General features: G+C 60.6%; 10 protein-coding genes and 3 pseudogenes. 5 read left to right on the top strand and 8 right to left on the bottom strand.

Annotated elements, in window-relative coordinates; all coding sequences use genetic code 11:
- Positions 1-227 precede the first annotated feature (227 nt).
- The 3 genes from AC2ISB_RS15230 to AC2ISB_RS15220 are packed head-to-tail and all read left to right on the top strand — an operon-like array spanning position 228 to position 6645.
- Positions 228-908 (top strand): hypothetical protein, encoded by a 681-nt coding sequence (locus AC2ISB_RS15230; protein WP_486576894.1) that lies wholly within the window; start codon positions 228-230, stop codon positions 906-908.
- Complete coding sequence (locus AC2ISB_RS15225) at positions 909-3452, top strand: PD-(D/E)XK nuclease family protein (protein ID WP_486576893.1); 2544 nt, start codon at positions 909-911, stop codon at positions 3450-3452. It begins immediately after the preceding gene.
- 1 nt (position 3453) lies between these two features.
- A complete protein-coding gene (locus tag AC2ISB_RS15220) occupies positions 3454-6645 on the top strand; it encodes a UvrD-helicase domain-containing protein (protein ID WP_486576892.1) in 3192 nt (1063 codons plus the stop codon).
- A gap of 652 nt (positions 6646-7297) precedes the next feature.
- Here AC2ISB_RS15220 and AC2ISB_RS15215 read toward each other — a convergent pair.
- The 6 genes from AC2ISB_RS15215 to aceB all read right to left on the bottom strand — a co-directional run bounded on the left by AC2ISB_RS15215 (position 7298) and on the right by aceB (position 13824).
- Entirely contained in the window at positions 7298-7801 is a 504-nt protein-coding gene (locus AC2ISB_RS15215; RefSeq protein ID WP_486576891.1) for a flavin reductase family protein, read from the bottom strand.
- Positions 7802-7863: 62 nt separating this feature from the next.
- The gene (locus AC2ISB_RS15210; protein ID WP_486576890.1) at positions 7864-8892 is read right to left on the bottom strand and encodes a methionine synthase; all 1029 of its coding nucleotides are present in this window, start codon (positions 8890-8892) and stop codon (positions 7864-7866) included.
- A 16-nt stretch (positions 8893-8908) separates the two neighbouring features.
- Positions 8909-9883 (bottom strand): putative oxygenase MesX, encoded by a 975-nt coding sequence (locus AC2ISB_RS15205; RefSeq protein ID WP_486577047.1) that lies wholly within the window; start codon positions 9881-9883, stop codon positions 8909-8911.
- A gap of 151 nt (positions 9884-10034) precedes the next feature.
- Positions 10035-10361, bottom strand: coding sequence for a LysR substrate-binding domain-containing protein (locus AC2ISB_RS15200; RefSeq protein ID WP_486576889.1), 327 nt, complete (start codon positions 10359-10361; stop codon positions 10035-10037).
- 143 nt (positions 10362-10504) lie between these two features.
- Complete coding sequence (locus AC2ISB_RS15195; RefSeq protein WP_486576888.1) at positions 10505-12115, bottom strand: isocitrate lyase; 1611 nt, start codon at positions 12113-12115, stop codon at positions 10505-10507.
- A gap of 92 nt (positions 12116-12207) precedes the next feature.
- The gene (aceB, locus tag AC2ISB_RS15190) at positions 12208-13824 is read right to left on the bottom strand and encodes a malate synthase A (RefSeq protein WP_486576887.1); all 1617 of its coding nucleotides are present in this window, start codon (positions 13822-13824) and stop codon (positions 12208-12210) included.
- A 200-nt stretch (positions 13825-14024) separates the two neighbouring features.
- Here aceB and AC2ISB_RS15185 point away from each other — a divergent pair, with 200 nt between their 5' ends.
- Positions 14025-15461, top strand: coding sequence for a helix-turn-helix domain-containing protein (locus AC2ISB_RS15185; RefSeq protein WP_330629515.1), 1437 nt, complete (start codon positions 14025-14027; stop codon positions 15459-15461).
- An 82-nt stretch (positions 15462-15543) separates the two neighbouring features.
- On the opposite strand, the pseudogene AC2ISB_RS15180 reads toward AC2ISB_RS15185, so the two are convergent.
- Positions 15544-15732, bottom strand: a pseudogene (locus AC2ISB_RS15180) (IS3-like element IS1133 family transposase); the annotation flags it as partial.
- A 79-nt stretch (positions 15733-15811) separates the two neighbouring features.
- Between AC2ISB_RS15180 and AC2ISB_RS15175 the strand changes: the two are divergent.
- A pseudogene (locus AC2ISB_RS15175) lies at positions 15812-16180 on the top strand (transposase); the annotation flags it as partial.
- Here AC2ISB_RS15175 and AC2ISB_RS15170 read toward each other — a convergent pair.
- Positions 16181-16516 (bottom strand): annotated as a pseudogene (locus AC2ISB_RS15170) (putative oxygenase MesX); the annotation flags it as partial. It lies immediately after the preceding pseudogene.
- Between the last annotated feature and the right edge of the window lie 197 nt (positions 16517-16713).

The following is a 16713-nucleotide window of genomic DNA, read 5'->3' as shown; positions in this document are numbered from 1 at the left end:
ACACCTTTGAGCATCAGAAAACCCGTCAGATAAAACGCCCAATCAATCAGCCAATCTTCCGTCAGATAAAAGGTTCTGTCCAGAGGACTACTGCAGTGGCAAGCAGCATATCCTTTCAAATGCCCCGAATTCTTCGCATGCCATATGACGCATTGACCATTGACCCCCGGACCAAGGATCGGCTTCATGATCAGGCATAGATTTTCTGATAAGACCCGTTCCATCCCATGTCCGAATTCGATTACCTGCGCGACAAGTTGCGGCGCCTGCGCGAGCAGAACCCTGCGGATCTGAACCTGCGCTGCCATCGCGCGGTCACATGGCTCTGCCGGTCCGATGATCTGGTCGCAGACGACCCCGATGCCGCCTTCATCTTCGGCTGGATTGCCTTCAACGCCGCCTATGCCCGCGACATCGGCAATGACCCTACAGCGCCGGAACGGCGGGTGTTTCAAGACTTCTTCACCCCTCTCGTGGCCGCCGACCCGAAGGGCCGCATCGCCCATGAGCTCTGGTGCCAGCATGAGGGGCTGATCACGCGGCTTCTGGATAACCCCTTCATATTCAACCCGTTCTGGCGCTTCCATAATGGCGACACCGAGGACGCCGATTGGGCCGAGCGTTTTGCCAAGGCCAAGGACGTCGCCCGCGAGGCGATCGAGCGCGAGAATGCGGCGCACCTTTTGTCTATCATTTTCGACAGGCTCTATGTGCTGCGCAACCAGCTGATGCATGGCGGCGCGACATGGGACAGCCGAGTGAACCGCGCGCAGGTGCGCGACGGGGTCGAGATCCTGCATTGCCTGCTGCCTGTCTTTGTGGACACGATGATTTCGGCACCCGACAGGGATTGGGGCATCGCCCATTATCCCGTGATCGAGGACCCGCCCGTAACGGATATTCCCTAGATGCATTACCCTTTTCTCGTCGCCGATACCCGCTCGGGGCTGCAGTTCCGGCTCTCAGATACCCTTCTGGCCGAACTGTCGCTGGCGCCCATAGCGGCGGAGTGGCCGGTGGGCCGGATAATCGCCGAAGCGCCCGATCCGGTCTGGGCCGAAAGCCTTGCCAATGCGCCCGTCGAGACGATCTCGGCGGTGAGCACCGCGCTCGAGGATCTGGTTATGGCCACGCCCGATCTGCGCGTGCCGGTGGTCGATCTCCCCGAGAGCCGCGCCAAGCGGCATCTCCTCGCGCTGACCCGTCTTTGGGCCTATCTGGGCGAGGCGCTGCCCGAGGGGCTCGCGCCCCTGCGCCATGTGCTGGAGCTACCGCATGGATGCTTCCTCGCCCCGCTGCCGGTCGTCGAAGGCTCGCTTGACCCGCAGGCCCCCGCCGCGATGCAGGCGCTTTATCAGCGCCTGAAGGATGAATTCGGCACGGTGAGCGCCCCCACCCGTGGTCGCTCGGCCAAAGAGGGAAGCCGCCTCCATGCGCTGCAAGGCGGCCTCACGGCCCCTGAAATCACGGCAGGTCCTGCGGATACCAGCCTACGTTTTTACGGGCTGCGTGACCCTGCCGCCTGCGCCGAATTTGCTGCAGCTCATGCGCGGGCACTGATCGATGCGGGCATACCGGCTCGCGAGATCGCGGTGCTTGCCGCCAGTGACCCGCGCCAGATCGCCCGTGCCTTTGCGGCCCAAGGCGTGCCCCTCTCGGGGCTGCCCAAGGGGCTTCCCGAGCGCGATCTAATCGGCGAGGCCGCTCTGCATCTGGCCATTGCCAAGCGCAACCCGACACCCGCGATGGCGCTGGCAAGCCTTGCACTTTCGCCGCTCATGCCTTGGGCCGCCCAGACCGGACGCGATCTGGCCGAGGAGCTGATGGGCGGCGATGTCCGCGGCATGACCGTTTCGGCAGACCCCGCCCATAAGGCGCTCTGGGACGATCTCCGGCAAAGCGCCACCAGCCTGCCGCAGTTGCGACTCCTTCTCGACCGGATCTGCGAACGCCTGCCCAGGGGCGATCAGATCCGCGCCCGCCTACATATTCCGGCAGGCGAGGGCGCCCCCGATTGGGACGCCATCCTGCGCTCCATCCAGATCCAGCCCGACAGCATCCCCGACGCTACCCGCACCCTCGAGGGCGTCAGCCTCTGGCAGGCCTTCGAAAGCCCGTGGCGCCCCTGCCGCCATCTGATCGTCAGCGATTTCTCCGACGGTCTCTACCCGACCCGACCCCGCGCCAATCCGCTTTTCCTCGAAAGCGAGATTATCGCGATCCGCGAGGCGACGGGGCTTACCTTGCGCGGGCGCGCAGCCGGGCTTGCCCATAGCATCGCGCTCTTTGACGAGCAGCTTCAGGCAGCCTCGGAAAGCGTCACCTTCCTCGTGCCACGGCGCGATCTGGCCGGTGCGCGGCTCCAGACTTCGGCGGGGCTGTCGCTTGTTGGCCGCGCGATCGAAGGGACAGATAACGCCCATGATCTGATCGTGGATCTGGCCCCTGACGCGCCGGCCACATGGCCCGTCGCGCATCACCATCTGCCCGCAGCCGCGTCGCGTCCCGCCCCGCCGGAGGCGCTGAGCTTCAACGGGCGAAGCCTGCTGGATCTGCGCCGCGAACAGGATGGCACGATCAAGCCGCAATCGCCTTCGCGGCTCGAGACGATGCTCGTGAGCCCGCTGGCATGGCTTCTGGGCGAGATCGGCGCGGGCGATATGTCATGGTCGGCCGAGACGTTGGATGTGCTGGCCAAGGGCAATATCGCGCATGAGGTGTTCGAGCATCTCTTCGTGGCGGATCGCCCGATCCCCGAGACGGACGCCATCAAGGCGGCCCTCCCCGAGGCCTATGACAGGGCGCTTATCCGCCATGCGGGCTTTCTGCGCAGCCCCTCATGGGAGATGGAGCGGCTCGGCCTCGAGCGCGAGATCCGCGAGGCCGCTTTGCGCTGGCGCGAGCATCTGCTGGATCTGAAGGCGAAGATCGTCGGCAACGAGATCTGGCTTGCGGGCGAGGCGCATGGGATCACGCTGCATGGCAAGGCTGATGCCATTCTGTCCCTGCCCGATGACACGCTGCTGATCGTCGATCACAAGAAAAGCGGCACCAAGGGCAGACGCAAGCGGATGGAAAAGGGCTGGGATCTGCAGGCCGGTCTTTACCGCGACATGATCGCCCGCCCGATGCGCCGCGAGGGCGACGGTATGGAGGCCCTGATCGGGCGCAAGATCGCGGTGGGCTATCATCTGATGAATGATGGTGGGCTCCTGACCTCGGGGCTTGATCTGCCAGATGGGGCACCTGCCCGCGATATGGGGCCTGCGGTCAATGCCAATGCGCTGGCAAAGCTCGCCGAGCGGCTGGCCGAGCTCGGTGCGGGGCGGGTGGTGCTCAACACCTCCGAGGATGCCGATTTCTTCAATAAGGAAGCGGGGCTGACCCCCTATGCGCTAACCGATGGCTCGGCCCTTGTCATGGCCTTCATCCGCGATACGGAGGACGAATAACATGTCCGATCATGACCACGGCCTCGTCATCGTGCCGGCCGGCGCGGGCGCGGGCAAGACCCACCGGATCAAGACCCAGCTCTCCGATTGGGTCAAACGCGGCATCGTCCGCCCCGAGCGCATCCTTGCCGTGACCTTCACCGAAGCGGCGGCAGGCGAGCTGCGCGAGCGTATCCGCGCGGGCCTTCTGGCCGACGGGCTGGTGACCGAGGCGATGGCGGTCGAGCGCGCCTATGTTTCGACGATCCACGGGCTGGGGCTGAGGCTTCTGACCGAGCATGCATGGGCGGCAGGCGCCTCGCCGCAGCCGCGTCATCTGGGCGATGCCGAGCGCGACCTCCTGATCCGGCAGGCGCTGGCCCATGCCAAGGCGCTCGACCCGATCAAGACCCATCCCGAGCGTTTCGGCTACAAGCCGAACTGGGGCACCGACGAGACGGTCGAGGACGGGCTGCGCGGGCGGGTGTTTTTGATGATCGACCTCCTTCGCGGTTTGGGCGATAAGGGCCGCGATGCGGGGCTGATCGCGCCTGCTCTTGCGCGGCTCGATCAGGTCTATGGCGCGGTGCTGCCCGAGCCCGAGAAGGCCCGCGACAGGCTACTGGCAGCAGTGCAGGCGATGGTCACGCAGTTTCCCGAAGGCGGGGCGGCGGGCATCGCGGCCAAAGGCAATATCGATAAACTCGAGAAAGAGCTGGCGCTCTTCAAGCGGATGGCGCGGGATCCGGCCCTCCTCGATCATGACTGGGCGCTCTGGCAATCGCTGCGGGGTCTCTTCACCTCGAACCGGAGCAGCAAGACGCCCGCAGGCTATGACGCGCTGGCAGAGGCGATCATGGAGGCCGCCGAAGTCCTGCCCAGCCATCCCGGCCCGCTGGAGGATGCCAAGCTGCATCTCTCCTGCCTCATCTCCTGTGCGCAGGAGGTGATGGATGCCTATGAGGCCCGCAAGAAGGCGCTGGGGCTGATCGATTTCACCGATATGATCACCGGTGCCGAGCGGCTCCTGCGCCAGAACGACGATGTCCGGCAGGCGGTTCTGGGCGAGATCGACTGCGTCATCATCGACGAATTTCAGGACACCAATCCGGTGCAATTCGCGCTGTTATGGCAGCTTGGCCAATCCGCGCCGCGCACGCTGCTGGTGGGCGATGTCAAACAATCGATCATGGGCTTTCAAGGCGCCGATCCACGGCTTTCGGAGGCGCTGGCCCGCGCCCATCCCGAGGCGACCGAGCCGCTGACCCATAACTGGCGCTCGACCCCTGCGGTCATGGAGTTTGTCAATGCGATGGGGGCCTCGCTCTTTGGCACGGGCTATCATCTGCTTGGCGCTACCCGCGATCCGGTCGAGGGTCCAGCGCTCGAGGTGCTCAACGTGATGAAATCGCGTGCCGTTCGCAATGGTTCAAAGCCCTACGAACATATCGCCGAGCGCATCGCCTGCCTTCTGAAAGCAGGCGAGACGATCACCGACCGCCAGACCAAAGCCCCGCGTGCGGCGCGCCCCTCCGATGTGGCGCTTCTGGTCTGCCGCCATTCCATCGCCGCCAAATATGCCGAAGAGCTGCGTCTGCGCGGGGTGCCGGTGCGGATTGCCGAAGATGGCTGGGCGGCAAGCCCCGTGGTGATCGCCGTGCGGGCCGCTCTGGGTTTTGCCGCCAATCCCGAGGATCTGCATGCAGCCCTTCTGCTGCGCACGCTCGGCCCCGCGCCTTTGGCCCTGCAGGATGCGCTTCAGGCCGAGATCAACGGGCGCTTTGCCGAAGATAGTGTCCTGATCCGGCTGGCGGCCCTATCGGACCAGCTTGCCCATCTGCCGATAGGCGCCGCGCTCGATCTGGTGCTGGAGGCAGCCGACCTGCGCCTCTGGGCCGAAAGCCTGCCCGACCCCGCGCAGGCCCGCGCCGATCTGCTGCGCTTTGAGGCCGAAGCCGCCGAGTTCGAGGCCGCCCATCGCGACCTGAAAGCCGCCTCGGGCTTTTATGGCGAGACGGCGAAGGTATTCCTGGGCTGGCTCGAGGCACGTCTCGACGAGCGCGATTTCGACCGCCGCCCCGATCCTTCTGCCAATAGCGCCGAGGCCGTCGAGATCGTGACATGGCATGCCTCGAAGGGCCGCGAATGGCCGATCACGGTCGTGGCCGAATTCGACAACCGTATCGAGGAACGCGCAGGCACGACCTCGGCCCGTTTCGATGTGCTCGACCAGATCCATGATATGGCAGCTGTTCTGGGTTCTGCCGCCCTGATCCATACGCCCGGTTTCGCCGCCCCCGAAGCGGAGCGCCGTTTCATCGAGGACCGCAGGCCGGATTTCGAGGCCAATGCCAAGAACCTCCTCTATGTCGCCCTGACCCGCGCCCGCGACAGGCTGATCCTCGAATGGCCCAGCTTCCTGAAAGAGCGCCCCGAGGATGAACAGGAAGCCAGTTGCCTCTTCCATATCTTCGAGGATAGCTGCGCGGCGAAATTCGGCGCCGGATCGCTGCGGATCGGCGGCACCAACTGTTCGGCCATCATCACGCAACTGCCCGAACATGCCAAAGCCACCGCCTATAGCGATGGTGTAACCGCCAGCCATCCCCGTTTCGGGCAGGCCGTGCCCCTGCCCCTCCCCGCCACAACCCCGTGGCGGCTGAACCCCTCGCAACTGCGCCAGACGGGCGATGCCCCGCAAAGCGATCAGGTCGTTCTGGGCGAAGCATGGCCCGCCACGCCAAATGATGCGCGCCGCGGCACCGCCCTGCATCTGGCTTTGCGCACCTACCTGACCCGCCCCGATCTCGCACCCGCCTTGGGGGCAGCAACAGGGCTGGATGAGGAGCAGCTTTCACGCGTGACCGACCGCGCCGCAGCTCTGAAAACATGGCTGAATGCGCAAGGCTATACGGAACTGCTGGCCGAAATACCTGTGCTGTCGCATACCGACGAGGGCGCGGAAATCTGCGGCACGATCGACCTGCTAGCGCTCGGCCCAAAAGGCTGCTTGCTGATCGACCACAAATCTGGAGATGCGGGTAAGAGCTTGAAGACCCACTGGCCACAGCTTGCCACCTATCTGGACATGCTTCCGAGAATAGTCCCGAACCACACCCCCCAAGGCGCCGCGATTTTCTGGATCGATCAAGGAAGGCTGGATGTGATATCGCGGCCCGCAGCGACCCAGCTACACGCCATATTAAAGAAATAGAACAATGAACTGGACAGATCTGGCCGCCGCTTGGCCCGATGACGAAAGCCGTACATTACGGGACCGGATTGCGGGCCTTTTACAGGATTACGGAGTTGTTGTGCTCAGCGCAGATACGAGCGCTGCCAAGCTCATTCTGCCAACAGGCGGACAGGCGTGGAGATCGCGCTCGAGCATCAGGTTCATTGGCGATTGCATTCAAGGTGTGATCGCTGAAGGCACGAAAACCGAAACCGATAATGGGAAGAACGCAGTGCCCTATGATCTGCCCGCCAACAAGACGAGATCCACATTCAGAACCGATAGGTTCCAATCTTCGGCGAACGTCATAGGAAGGAGTTGGCTGGGGCGGTAGGATTTCACGACAACTAATTGGTATTTATATAAAATAATGAAATTATAAGGATATTGTGTCAACCGGTGACGCGAAAAAGAATTACTGTGCATCACTTTGAATCTCAATCAGCCGGAACCGATTTCAGATTTCAGCTTGGAGTTCATAATCTCTCTGGTGGTCTTGCCCTACTGAAGTAGCCCAACATTGCGGAAGGGTGCGCCCGCACAGTTCCAAGAGCTGTCGCCCAGCTGCACCCGAAAGCATCGTGCCAGTAGAGCAAAGGCCGACGATGCACTAACTTTTAAACCGGATCACTCAAGTGGGGCAAACCACTCCGGACAGCGAAGCAAAAGCCCCGCGGTGGAAGATCAGGGGCGAGGCATCGCCCTGATTGTTCAGATGATGCACCTGCCCCAGATAGATCACATGATCGCCCGCCTCGATGGCCTGCACTACATGGGCCACAATAAGCGCCGCCCGTCCGCGCAGCACGGGAAGCCCGTCGTGCTCATCGAAAAGGTCGCTCAGACTTGGGTCCGGCTTACCTGCGAAATGCAGCGCATGGGCCTGCATCCCCTCGTCCAGAATATTCACCGCAAAGTGCCCTGCCTGTTCCAACCTGATCCGCATCCGCGCCCGACGGGCAACCGAGATTGCAATGAGCGGCGGATCGAGCGAAACTGACATGAAAGCGCTAAGTGTCATGCCGTGATCCCCGTCTTCCGTGCGGGTTGAAATCACACAGACGCCGGAGGCAAAGCGCCCGCAACAATCGCGCAACGCGCGCGGATCGATGGCGGGCCTGATATCATCATACATCGGAAGGCCTTCTTTGTAAAATGAGGCGGGCCTCGGCCAGCCCCGAACATTATCCCCGAATGTCAGCCCTGTAATTCAGACCGCACGATCGCCGCACCCGCGGCAAGGGCCGCAAGCTTGCCACGCGCCACATTGCGCGACAGCGGCGCCATGCCGCAATTGGTGCAGGGGTAAAGCTTATCGGCATCCACAAAGTTCAGAGCCTTGCGCAGGGTCGCGGCCACGTCTTCGGGCTTCTCGATCACATTTGAGGCTACATCAATGGCGCCGACCATCACCTTCTTGCCGCGGATCAGCTCGATCAGGTCCATCGGCACATGGGAGTTATGACATTCCAACGAAACCAGATCGACGCTGGATTTCCGGATGCTGGGAAAGATCTCTTCATATTGACGCCACTCATTGCCCAGCGTCTTCTTCCAGTCGGTATTGGCTTTGATGCCATAGCCATAGCAGATATGGACGGCCTTTTCACAGGTCAGCCCCTCCATCGCACGTTCCAGCGTGGCCATGCCCCAGTCATTGACCTCTTCAAAGAAGACATTGAACGCGGGCTCGTCAAACTGGATGATATCGACGCCGGCCTCCTGCAATTCGCGTGCCTCCTCATTGAGGGCTACGGCAAATTCCCATGCCAGTTTCTCGCGGCTTTTGTAATGCGCATCATAGAGCGTATCGATCATGGTCATCGGGCCCGGCAGCGCCCATTTGATCGGGGCGCTGGTCTGGGCACGCAGGAATTTGGCATCCTCGACAAAGACCGGTTTCTGGCGCGAGACCTCGCCCACCACGCTCGGCACGCTGGCCTCATAACGGTTGCGGATGGTGACCGTTTCGCGCTTCTCGAAATCCACTCCTTCGAGATGTTCGATAAAGGTAGTCACAAAATGCTGGCGGGTCTGTTCGCCATCCGAGACGATATCGATGCCCGCTGCTTGCTGTTCGCACAGCGCCACGCGCAGCGCATCTTCTTTGGCCTCGGTCAGCGCCGCGCCATCAAGCTTCCATGGCGACCAGAGCGTTTCAGGTTCGGCAAGCCAGCTGGGTTTGGGCAGGCTGCCTGCGGTAGATGTGGGAAGAAGTCGGGTCATGTCGGTGCTTTCTGTATCAGGCCGCAAAACGGGCGGCCCATTCGGCAAGACGTGCCTGATGGGGTTTGATGAGATGCTCGGCAGTATATTCGCCTTGAGTTATCGCCAGCTGGCTGCGCTCCTCGCGATCATAGGTGATGCGGGTGGGCGAATAATCGTCATGCGTCAGGCTCGGGCGGAAGATCTCGGCGGCACGGGCGTTCGCGTTATAGATCTCGGGGCGGTAGATGCGCTGGAAGCTTTCCATCGTTGCAATCGTAGCGATCAGCTCGAGATCGCTATACGCATTGGTCAGATCGCCCGCGTGATAGAAAGCCAGAGGGGCTACGCTGCCCTCGGGCATGAAATAGCGCGCCTTCAGCCCCATCTTGCCAAAATAGCTTTCGGTCAGAGAGGTATCATCGGCCAGATATTCCGCGCCCAGCACAGGGTGATAGCCCGCCGTCCGCTGGTAGATATTGTTATGCGACACACTCAGGCAGATGACAGGCGGTTTGTCCGAAAGCGCCTTATAGGCGGGGGATGCGAGAAAGCTTTTGAACAGCTTGCCATGCAGATCACCGAAATCCTCGGGCACGTCGAAATGCGGGCGATCCTTGTTGAACTGCTGCAGGCGCAGGCTGAAATCATAATCGCGGACATAGGAGGAGAAGTTATTGCCAACCAGCCCTGCGATACGCGTGCAGCTTCGATGGTCGCGAATGCTGGTCTTGAGCATCTCGATAACCGGAAAGCGCTGGCCCTGCGGCAGATCCATCTCGACCGAGAGGATATCAAGCTCGACCGAATAGCGGTCGGCCGTGGGATTATCCCATTGCGCCAGAGCGTTGAAGCGGTTGTCGATCATACGCAGCGCGCGGCGCAGGTTATCACGGCGATGCGCCCCGCGTGCAAGATTTGCAAAATTGGTGGTCAGGCGCGTATGGTCGCGCGGCGCGTAGCTTTCGTCAAAACGCAGCTTCGAGACCCTGAAAGTAAAATCCTCGGACATCATATGGGCATCCTGTCATGGCGGTGGACACCCTTTATGTGCCTGCAGGGTGCCAACCAATCAGCGGTTGAAAAGTGGTACCGCTGATATGGAAGAAACCCGACATGAAGAAAAATGATTATATCTCAGAGATCCATGACGCACTGTCATGTCAGGCCTCGACACGGGCCGCCAGTTCGATAAACCCGCGGAAATAATCGGGTAGGTCCCCGTTGCGGTGGCCCAGATGGATGGATTGGGCGATCCCCTCGCCCAGATGCAGCCCGCGCACACCTTTTGCCCCGCGCAACAGCCAGTCGGGGGTCACGCTGACGGCTCTGCCTGACGCCACCAGCCGCAGCATCAGGTCGGTCGTCTCGACCGTGCGGTGACGACGGGGGAGCGTATGCGCGGGGATCAGGAACTGGCTGTAGATATCCAGCCGCTCGCGCGAGACAGGATAGGTGATCAGCGTCTCGGCGACCAAATCCTGCGGCATAACCCAATCTGATCATGGTTCTCCCCTCGACCCGGGACTGATCTTCTGGGGACTGAAAATGCGCCGCACCGAAAACCGGAGCGGCGCGGAGGATGCCGGGAGGAAAGACCCCTCAATCAATCCGGCGGCCGTTTCTTTGCAGCTTATTCTGCCGCGAACTGGTTCATGGTGTTGGCCGCGCCGCCCGCTTTCAGCGCCCGTTCGCCCCCGACCATTTCCTTGAAGGTATCGCCCAGATCGGACCCCACTTCGTGCTGGTGCTTGACCGCAGAGATGCCGCGACGGATCTCTTGCCGCTGAACGGTCGAAACATAGGCAAGCATCTTGTCCTCGCCGAAATAGCCCTGGCTCAGCTCGTCCATGGATTTCGCGGTGAGGTGGAAGGTCGGCAGCGTGATCAGGTTGTGGAACACGCCCGCTTTCGTCGAGATGTCGAACTGGAAGTTGCGCAGACGGTTGTCCGCCTCAAGCCCAAGCTCGGTTTCGTCGAAATCGGCCTTCATCAACTCGTTGCCCGCCGGGTAATCGGCCTCCTTGATCTTGCCCTCTTCAAGCCACTGATCGCGGACCTGTTTGCGCAGATTGAGCGTCCAGTTGAACGACGGCGAATTGTTGTAGGTCAGTTTCGCATTCGGCACTTTCTCACGGATTTCATTCACCATACCGGCGATCTCATCCACGTTCGGCGTGTCGGTTTCGATCCACAAAAGATCGGCCCCGCCATGCGACAGCGACGCGATGCAATCCTCGACCACACGGGCGCGCCCGGTGTTCGGTTTGAAAGGGAAAAGACCGTTGGGCAGCCGACGCGGACGCACGAACTCACCGTCCTGATAGAGCGCTAGTTCGCCTTCTGAGATCGGGGTTTCTTCCGTGATCTGTTCGGTGTCGAGCCATTTGATATAGTCTGAGGCCAGATCGCCCGGCGCGGCGGAGACCGGCACTTTCTGCGTCAGACCGGCCCCGAGACTGTCGGTGCGGGCGACGATCACACCATCATCGACGCCCAGTTCTTCGAAAGCCAGACGGCAGGCGCGCAGCTTTTCGATGAAGTCCTCACGTGGTACGGTGACCTTGCCGTCCTGGTGACCGCATTGCTTGGCATCCGACACCTGGTTCTCGATCTGGAGACAGCAAGCCCCGGCCTTGATCAGTTCCTTCGCCAGAAGGTAGGTCGCATGTTCGTTACCAAAACCGGCGTCAATGTCGGCGATGATCGGCACAACATGGCTCTCGAACGTGTCGATCTTCTCGATCACCGCTTTACGTGTCTCCTCCGTAGTGGCCAGCTTCAACTCCTTGAACAGATCGTTCAAAGCCACCTCGTCGGCCTGACGCAGAGAAGTATAAATCTCGCGAATGAGGTCGGCCACCGCGGTTTTCTCATGCATGGACTGATCCGGCAGATGCCCCCAGGTGTTGCGTAGACCGGCGACCATCCAGCCGGAGAGATAGACATAGGTGCGTTTCGTGGTACCGTTCAGACGTTTCACGGACTTGATCATCTGTTGGGCATGAAACCCGGACCAGCAACCAAGCGACTGGGTGAACTTCGTCGCATCCGCATCATAGGCGGCCATGTCGGCGCGCATGACACTCGCCATGTCGCGGGCAATGTCGAGATGGGTGTCATAGGTGTTCTGGATCCTGAGCTGGATGATGTCGTCCACGGTGACACCGCCTGCGGCTTGGCTGTTCGGGTAGCGGGCTTCAAGCTCCTCGCGAAGCTCGGCATAGGTTTTGTGCTGTGCCATGATATATCCTCTCTGTGGCAGTTTGAGCAGACTGGCGGGCAAGCGCATGGGTATCGGCCCGCCAAAAGGGGAAAGCTGTGTAATCAGGTCCATCAGTCGAGCGCGTTCAAGACATCATAGGCTGGGACCGTAATGAAATCGGGCATCTCGTGCGCCGTCACCGCTTCGTGCAAGAGGCGCAGCGCAGAGGCGTAATGCCCGCGGTGGAACCCAACCGGGCCAATCCGGTCGAGAATGTCCGACACCTCCGCCTGCAACAGCTTGCCGAACCACTCGGCGTCCATCTTGCGCGCGCCACTTTCGTCCAGCGCAACCTCCACCCCGTGACGTATCCATTGCCAGAGCTGCGCGCGGCTGATCTCGGCGGTGGCCACATCTTCCATCAGGTTGTGGATCGGCACAGCGCCCCGGCCCGAAAGCCATTGCGACAAGTATTCGAGCGCGACGGAGATGTTCATCCGCACCCCGACCGCAGTGACCCTGCCCCGATGTGGTTCCAGAAGTTTGTATTCTTCAATCCGGTAATATTGCCGTGGGCGTTTGATCTGATTGGCCTCGGGCATATGGCGATCAAAGACCTCCATTGCGACCGACACCAGATCGGGATGTGCCACCCATGTACCGTCATGGCCCAGCTGCACCTCGCGCAGCTTGTCGGCCCGGACTTTCTCGAAAGCCGCCTCATTGGCCGCCGAGTCGCCCTTCACCGGGATTTGCGCCGCCATGCCGCCCATGGCATGAATGCCACGCCTATGACAGACCTTAACGAGCTGTGCGGCGTAGGTCGCCAGAAACGCCTTGTCCATCGTGACTTGCGCCCGGTCGGGTAACGCGTATTCCGGATGCGCGCGCAGCGTTTTGATATAGCTGAAAATGTAATCCCAGCGACCACAGTTTAGCCCAGCAATATGGTCGCGCAGCTCCCAGATGATCTCATCCATCTCGAAAGCTGCTCGCAGGGTTTCGATCAGCACGGTCGCCTTGATCGCGCCCTGCGGCAGTCCGATCCGATCCTGCGCCCAGACAAAAATCGCATTCCAGAGCCGCGCCTCGCGATGGTTTTCCAGCTTTGGCAGGTAGTAGAACGGCCCCCGCTCAGTTTTATAAAGCTCATGGGCGTTGTGAAAGAAAGACAAACCGAAATCGAACAAGGCGGCGGACATCGGCTGGCCGTCGATCAGCACATTGGCCTCTTCCAGATGCAGCCCCCGCGGGCGCACGACCAGCGTCGCGGTGTGTTCTGCGGTGCGATAGGATTTGCCGGTTTTCGGATTGTCGAAGGCAAGCGTGCCGTCGCGATAATCCATCAGGTTCACCTGACCGGCGATCATGACGTCGAAACGCGGCGCAGAGGCGTCTTCGAAATCTGCCATAAAGACTTTGGCCCCGGAATTCAGCGCATTGATCATCATCTTGCGATCCACCGGACCGGTGATTTCGACCCGACGGTCCTGAAGCGCCTCAGGCACGCCCGCCGCCTGCCAGTACCCGCGCCGGATGTCCTGTGTTTCCGACAGATATTCCGGCAGATGACCGGTGTCATAGCCGTTCTGGCGCGAGGCACGCGCGTTCAAAAGTGTGCGCAGCGGCGTCGCAAACTCAGCATTCAGCGCGATGAGAAACTCCAGCGCCTCTGGCGTCAAAACGTGCTCCGCCCCCGCGACATCGCGCAGCACAAGCGCCTTCGAGTGTGTTAGATCCAGAGCCATGATTTCCTCCCTTATGTCAGTTCAATTTCTGTATGCATCGACATGCGATTCCTGTAGTTAGATTAGTAATGTCATGAAAAACTTCACTATCTATTTGTTATCAAATGGTTATATTGTAATTTTTGTAATTTCTTTCATGGCCGATTTGTAATGTTGTCACGCCAGAAACGGCACACTGAGCTAAACGGGAGAAGCAGGGCATGAGTCCTAAAGGCGTCAAACTGAACATCGGCAACCGCCTCAAGGTGCTGAGAAAATCGCTTGGGCTGACACAGGCGCAGATGGCGGCGCAGCTCGATGTCTCCACCAGCTACATCACCCTGATCGAGACGGATCAGCGCCCGGCCTCTGCTAAACTTCTGATGAAGCTCGCACAGGTCTACGACATGAACATCTCAGAGCTGGCCCCGGAGATCGACACGCAACTGACGGCGGATTTCGAAGCGGTGCTGAAAGACCCGGCGCTCGAACTGCCGCGCCTACCGAAAAGCGAGATCGATGCCGTGCTGCAAGCTTCGCCCCGGATCGCCGCAGCTCTGGTGCGTCTGCAAGGCAAGCACACCGACGCCATGATGCGCAGCCAGACCGACGAGAACCCGCTCACGGATCGCAACAAGGTCGAAGTGCTGGGCCAGATCGCACGCCCGGTGGAGCGGGTGCGCGACTGGTTCTACGCCAACAGCAATTACATCGCCCCGATTGACGAGGCCGCCGAAGCCCAGGCTACCGACATGAGCTTGCATCGCGAGGAACCGCACATAGCACTCACCGAACGGCTGACACGCCATGGTATCCGCGTGCGCATCCTCCCGGCCACCGTCATGAGCGGGGCGCTCAGGCGCTACGACCCGCATCGCAAAGAATTGATGCTCTCAGAACTTCTCACCCAACGCAGCCGCCGGTTTCAGATGGGGGTTCTGATCGCGCGGCTTGAGCACGAAGAACTGATGGATACGGTGATGGCTAACGCGGGCTTCGGCGGAGACTGCGAAAGCCTCGCCCGTGTAAGCCTCGCAAATTACTTCGCCGCCGCCCTGCTCATGCCTTACAAACGCTTTCTCGCCGCATGTGAACAGGAGCGGTACGATATCGAGCTGATTGGCCACCGCTTTGGCGCGAGTTACGAACAGGTGGCGCATCGCATGTCCACCCTGCAACGGCCAGACGCGCGCGGTGTGCCGTTTTTCTTCGTGCGGATCGACCGGGCGGGGAATATCTCCAAACGCTTCAGCGCGGGCCGTTTCCCGTTTTCGCGCTTCGGTGGCACATGTCCGCTCTGGAACATCCATGGCGCTTTCGAGACCCCCGAACAGGTCCAGACACAGGTCATTCGGATGCCGGAGGGCGCAAGCTACCTGTCGATTGCCCGCACCGTGACCCGCGTGGGCGGCACCTATAATGCACCTGCACAGAAACATGCGATCGGTCTGGGATGCGACCTCTCCTACGCCGCGCGCCTGGTCTACGCCGACGGGCTCGATCTCGGGACCACCGAACCGACGGACATCGGGTTGAACTGTTACCTCTGTGAGCGCCGCAACTGCGCCTCACGTGCGCAAGCCCCGATCAACCGCAAACTCGCGATCAACGAACGCGAACGCAGCCTCGCCCTGTTCCGGTTCGAGGGCGAAGTGTGATCTCAGCTTCCTTTCCTCCCTCAATGAGGGCACTCATGCAAAAGAGATGTCGTCCACTCAGCCGTGAAAGCATTTCGCTTTAGCTGCCCAAGCTGAGCCGATGCTGTTCGCGAATATGGGCCAAAAGGATCATGTCGCGGCGCTGACGTAGCGATGGCGGCCTGTGACGCCATGCCCGGAGCCCACGGTCCGAAACTTGCATCAGGCGACAAAGACGGGCGCGTGAAAAATCTCCTCGATAATCCGCAATGAACTGAAATCTCATTGCTTTTGACACGCGAAGAAGATCTCGGTGGGTTCAATCGGTCAGCGCAACATCTTTGATATGAGATGGTGTGAAAGGACTGGGCATGGCGCAATCTGCACGTATTGGATTTTTGCGAGAACAGAAGGCGGAACTCTGGCAACGCTGGAAGAATGGCGAAACTCTTAGCGAGATTGGTCGTGCCCTGGGTAAGCACGTGGCCTCTGTCTTTGCCATCCTCGTCGCGCCTGTAGAGCGCAGGCATAAGGTGGGAGCGCTTACCTTTGCCGAGCGAGAGGAAATTTCGCGCTCCCTGAGTTCGGGGCGGTCTGTGCGGCAAATCGGTCGTGATCTTGGGCGGGCCCCCTCCACGATTAGCCGTGAGGTTTCGCGAAACGGGGGACGATTAGTTTATCGCGCAGCTCGGGCCGAAGATCAGGCGTGGACGCGCGCCCGCAGACCCAAGCCATGCGCATTCGATCCGCGCACCAGTCTTGTGATCGACGATAGTGGTTTTCAGCATCTCGATCACCGGGATGTCACCGCCATCGCCATCAATGTCCAGATCGGCAGAGACAATCCCCAGCTCGACGGCGTAGCAATCCCCCTTGGGGTTGTCCCAATGGGCCAATGCGTTGAAACGGTTGTCTATCATGGTGAGCGCCCGGCGCAGGTTGTCCTGACAGCTTTCCCCACGTGCCAGATTGGCAAAATTGGTCGTCAGCCAGGTGTGATCCGCCGACGTATAGTTTTCGTCGAAGCGAAGGGTCGAAATTTTGAATGCAAAATCTTCGGTCTGGTGATCGCTTATCCTGTTTGCCTGAGATTTGGCCTCAGATTTGGCCAAGGGCCCAAGGCGGATCCCGGAAGGTTGCGTCAGGGCTTGCCAGTCTCGGGTCCGGTGTCTCAACTGGTGGTCGTCATTAGGCTGCGGAAGCCTTAGTCTCGGGAACCAAAGCAGTTTCGTGGCTGTATGCGCGAAAATAATCATGAATAGAAATGATAATA

Source organism: Thioclava sp. NS-SX20 (assembly GCF_057380695.1).
This window is presented reverse-complemented; position numbering and strand designations above follow the sequence as displayed.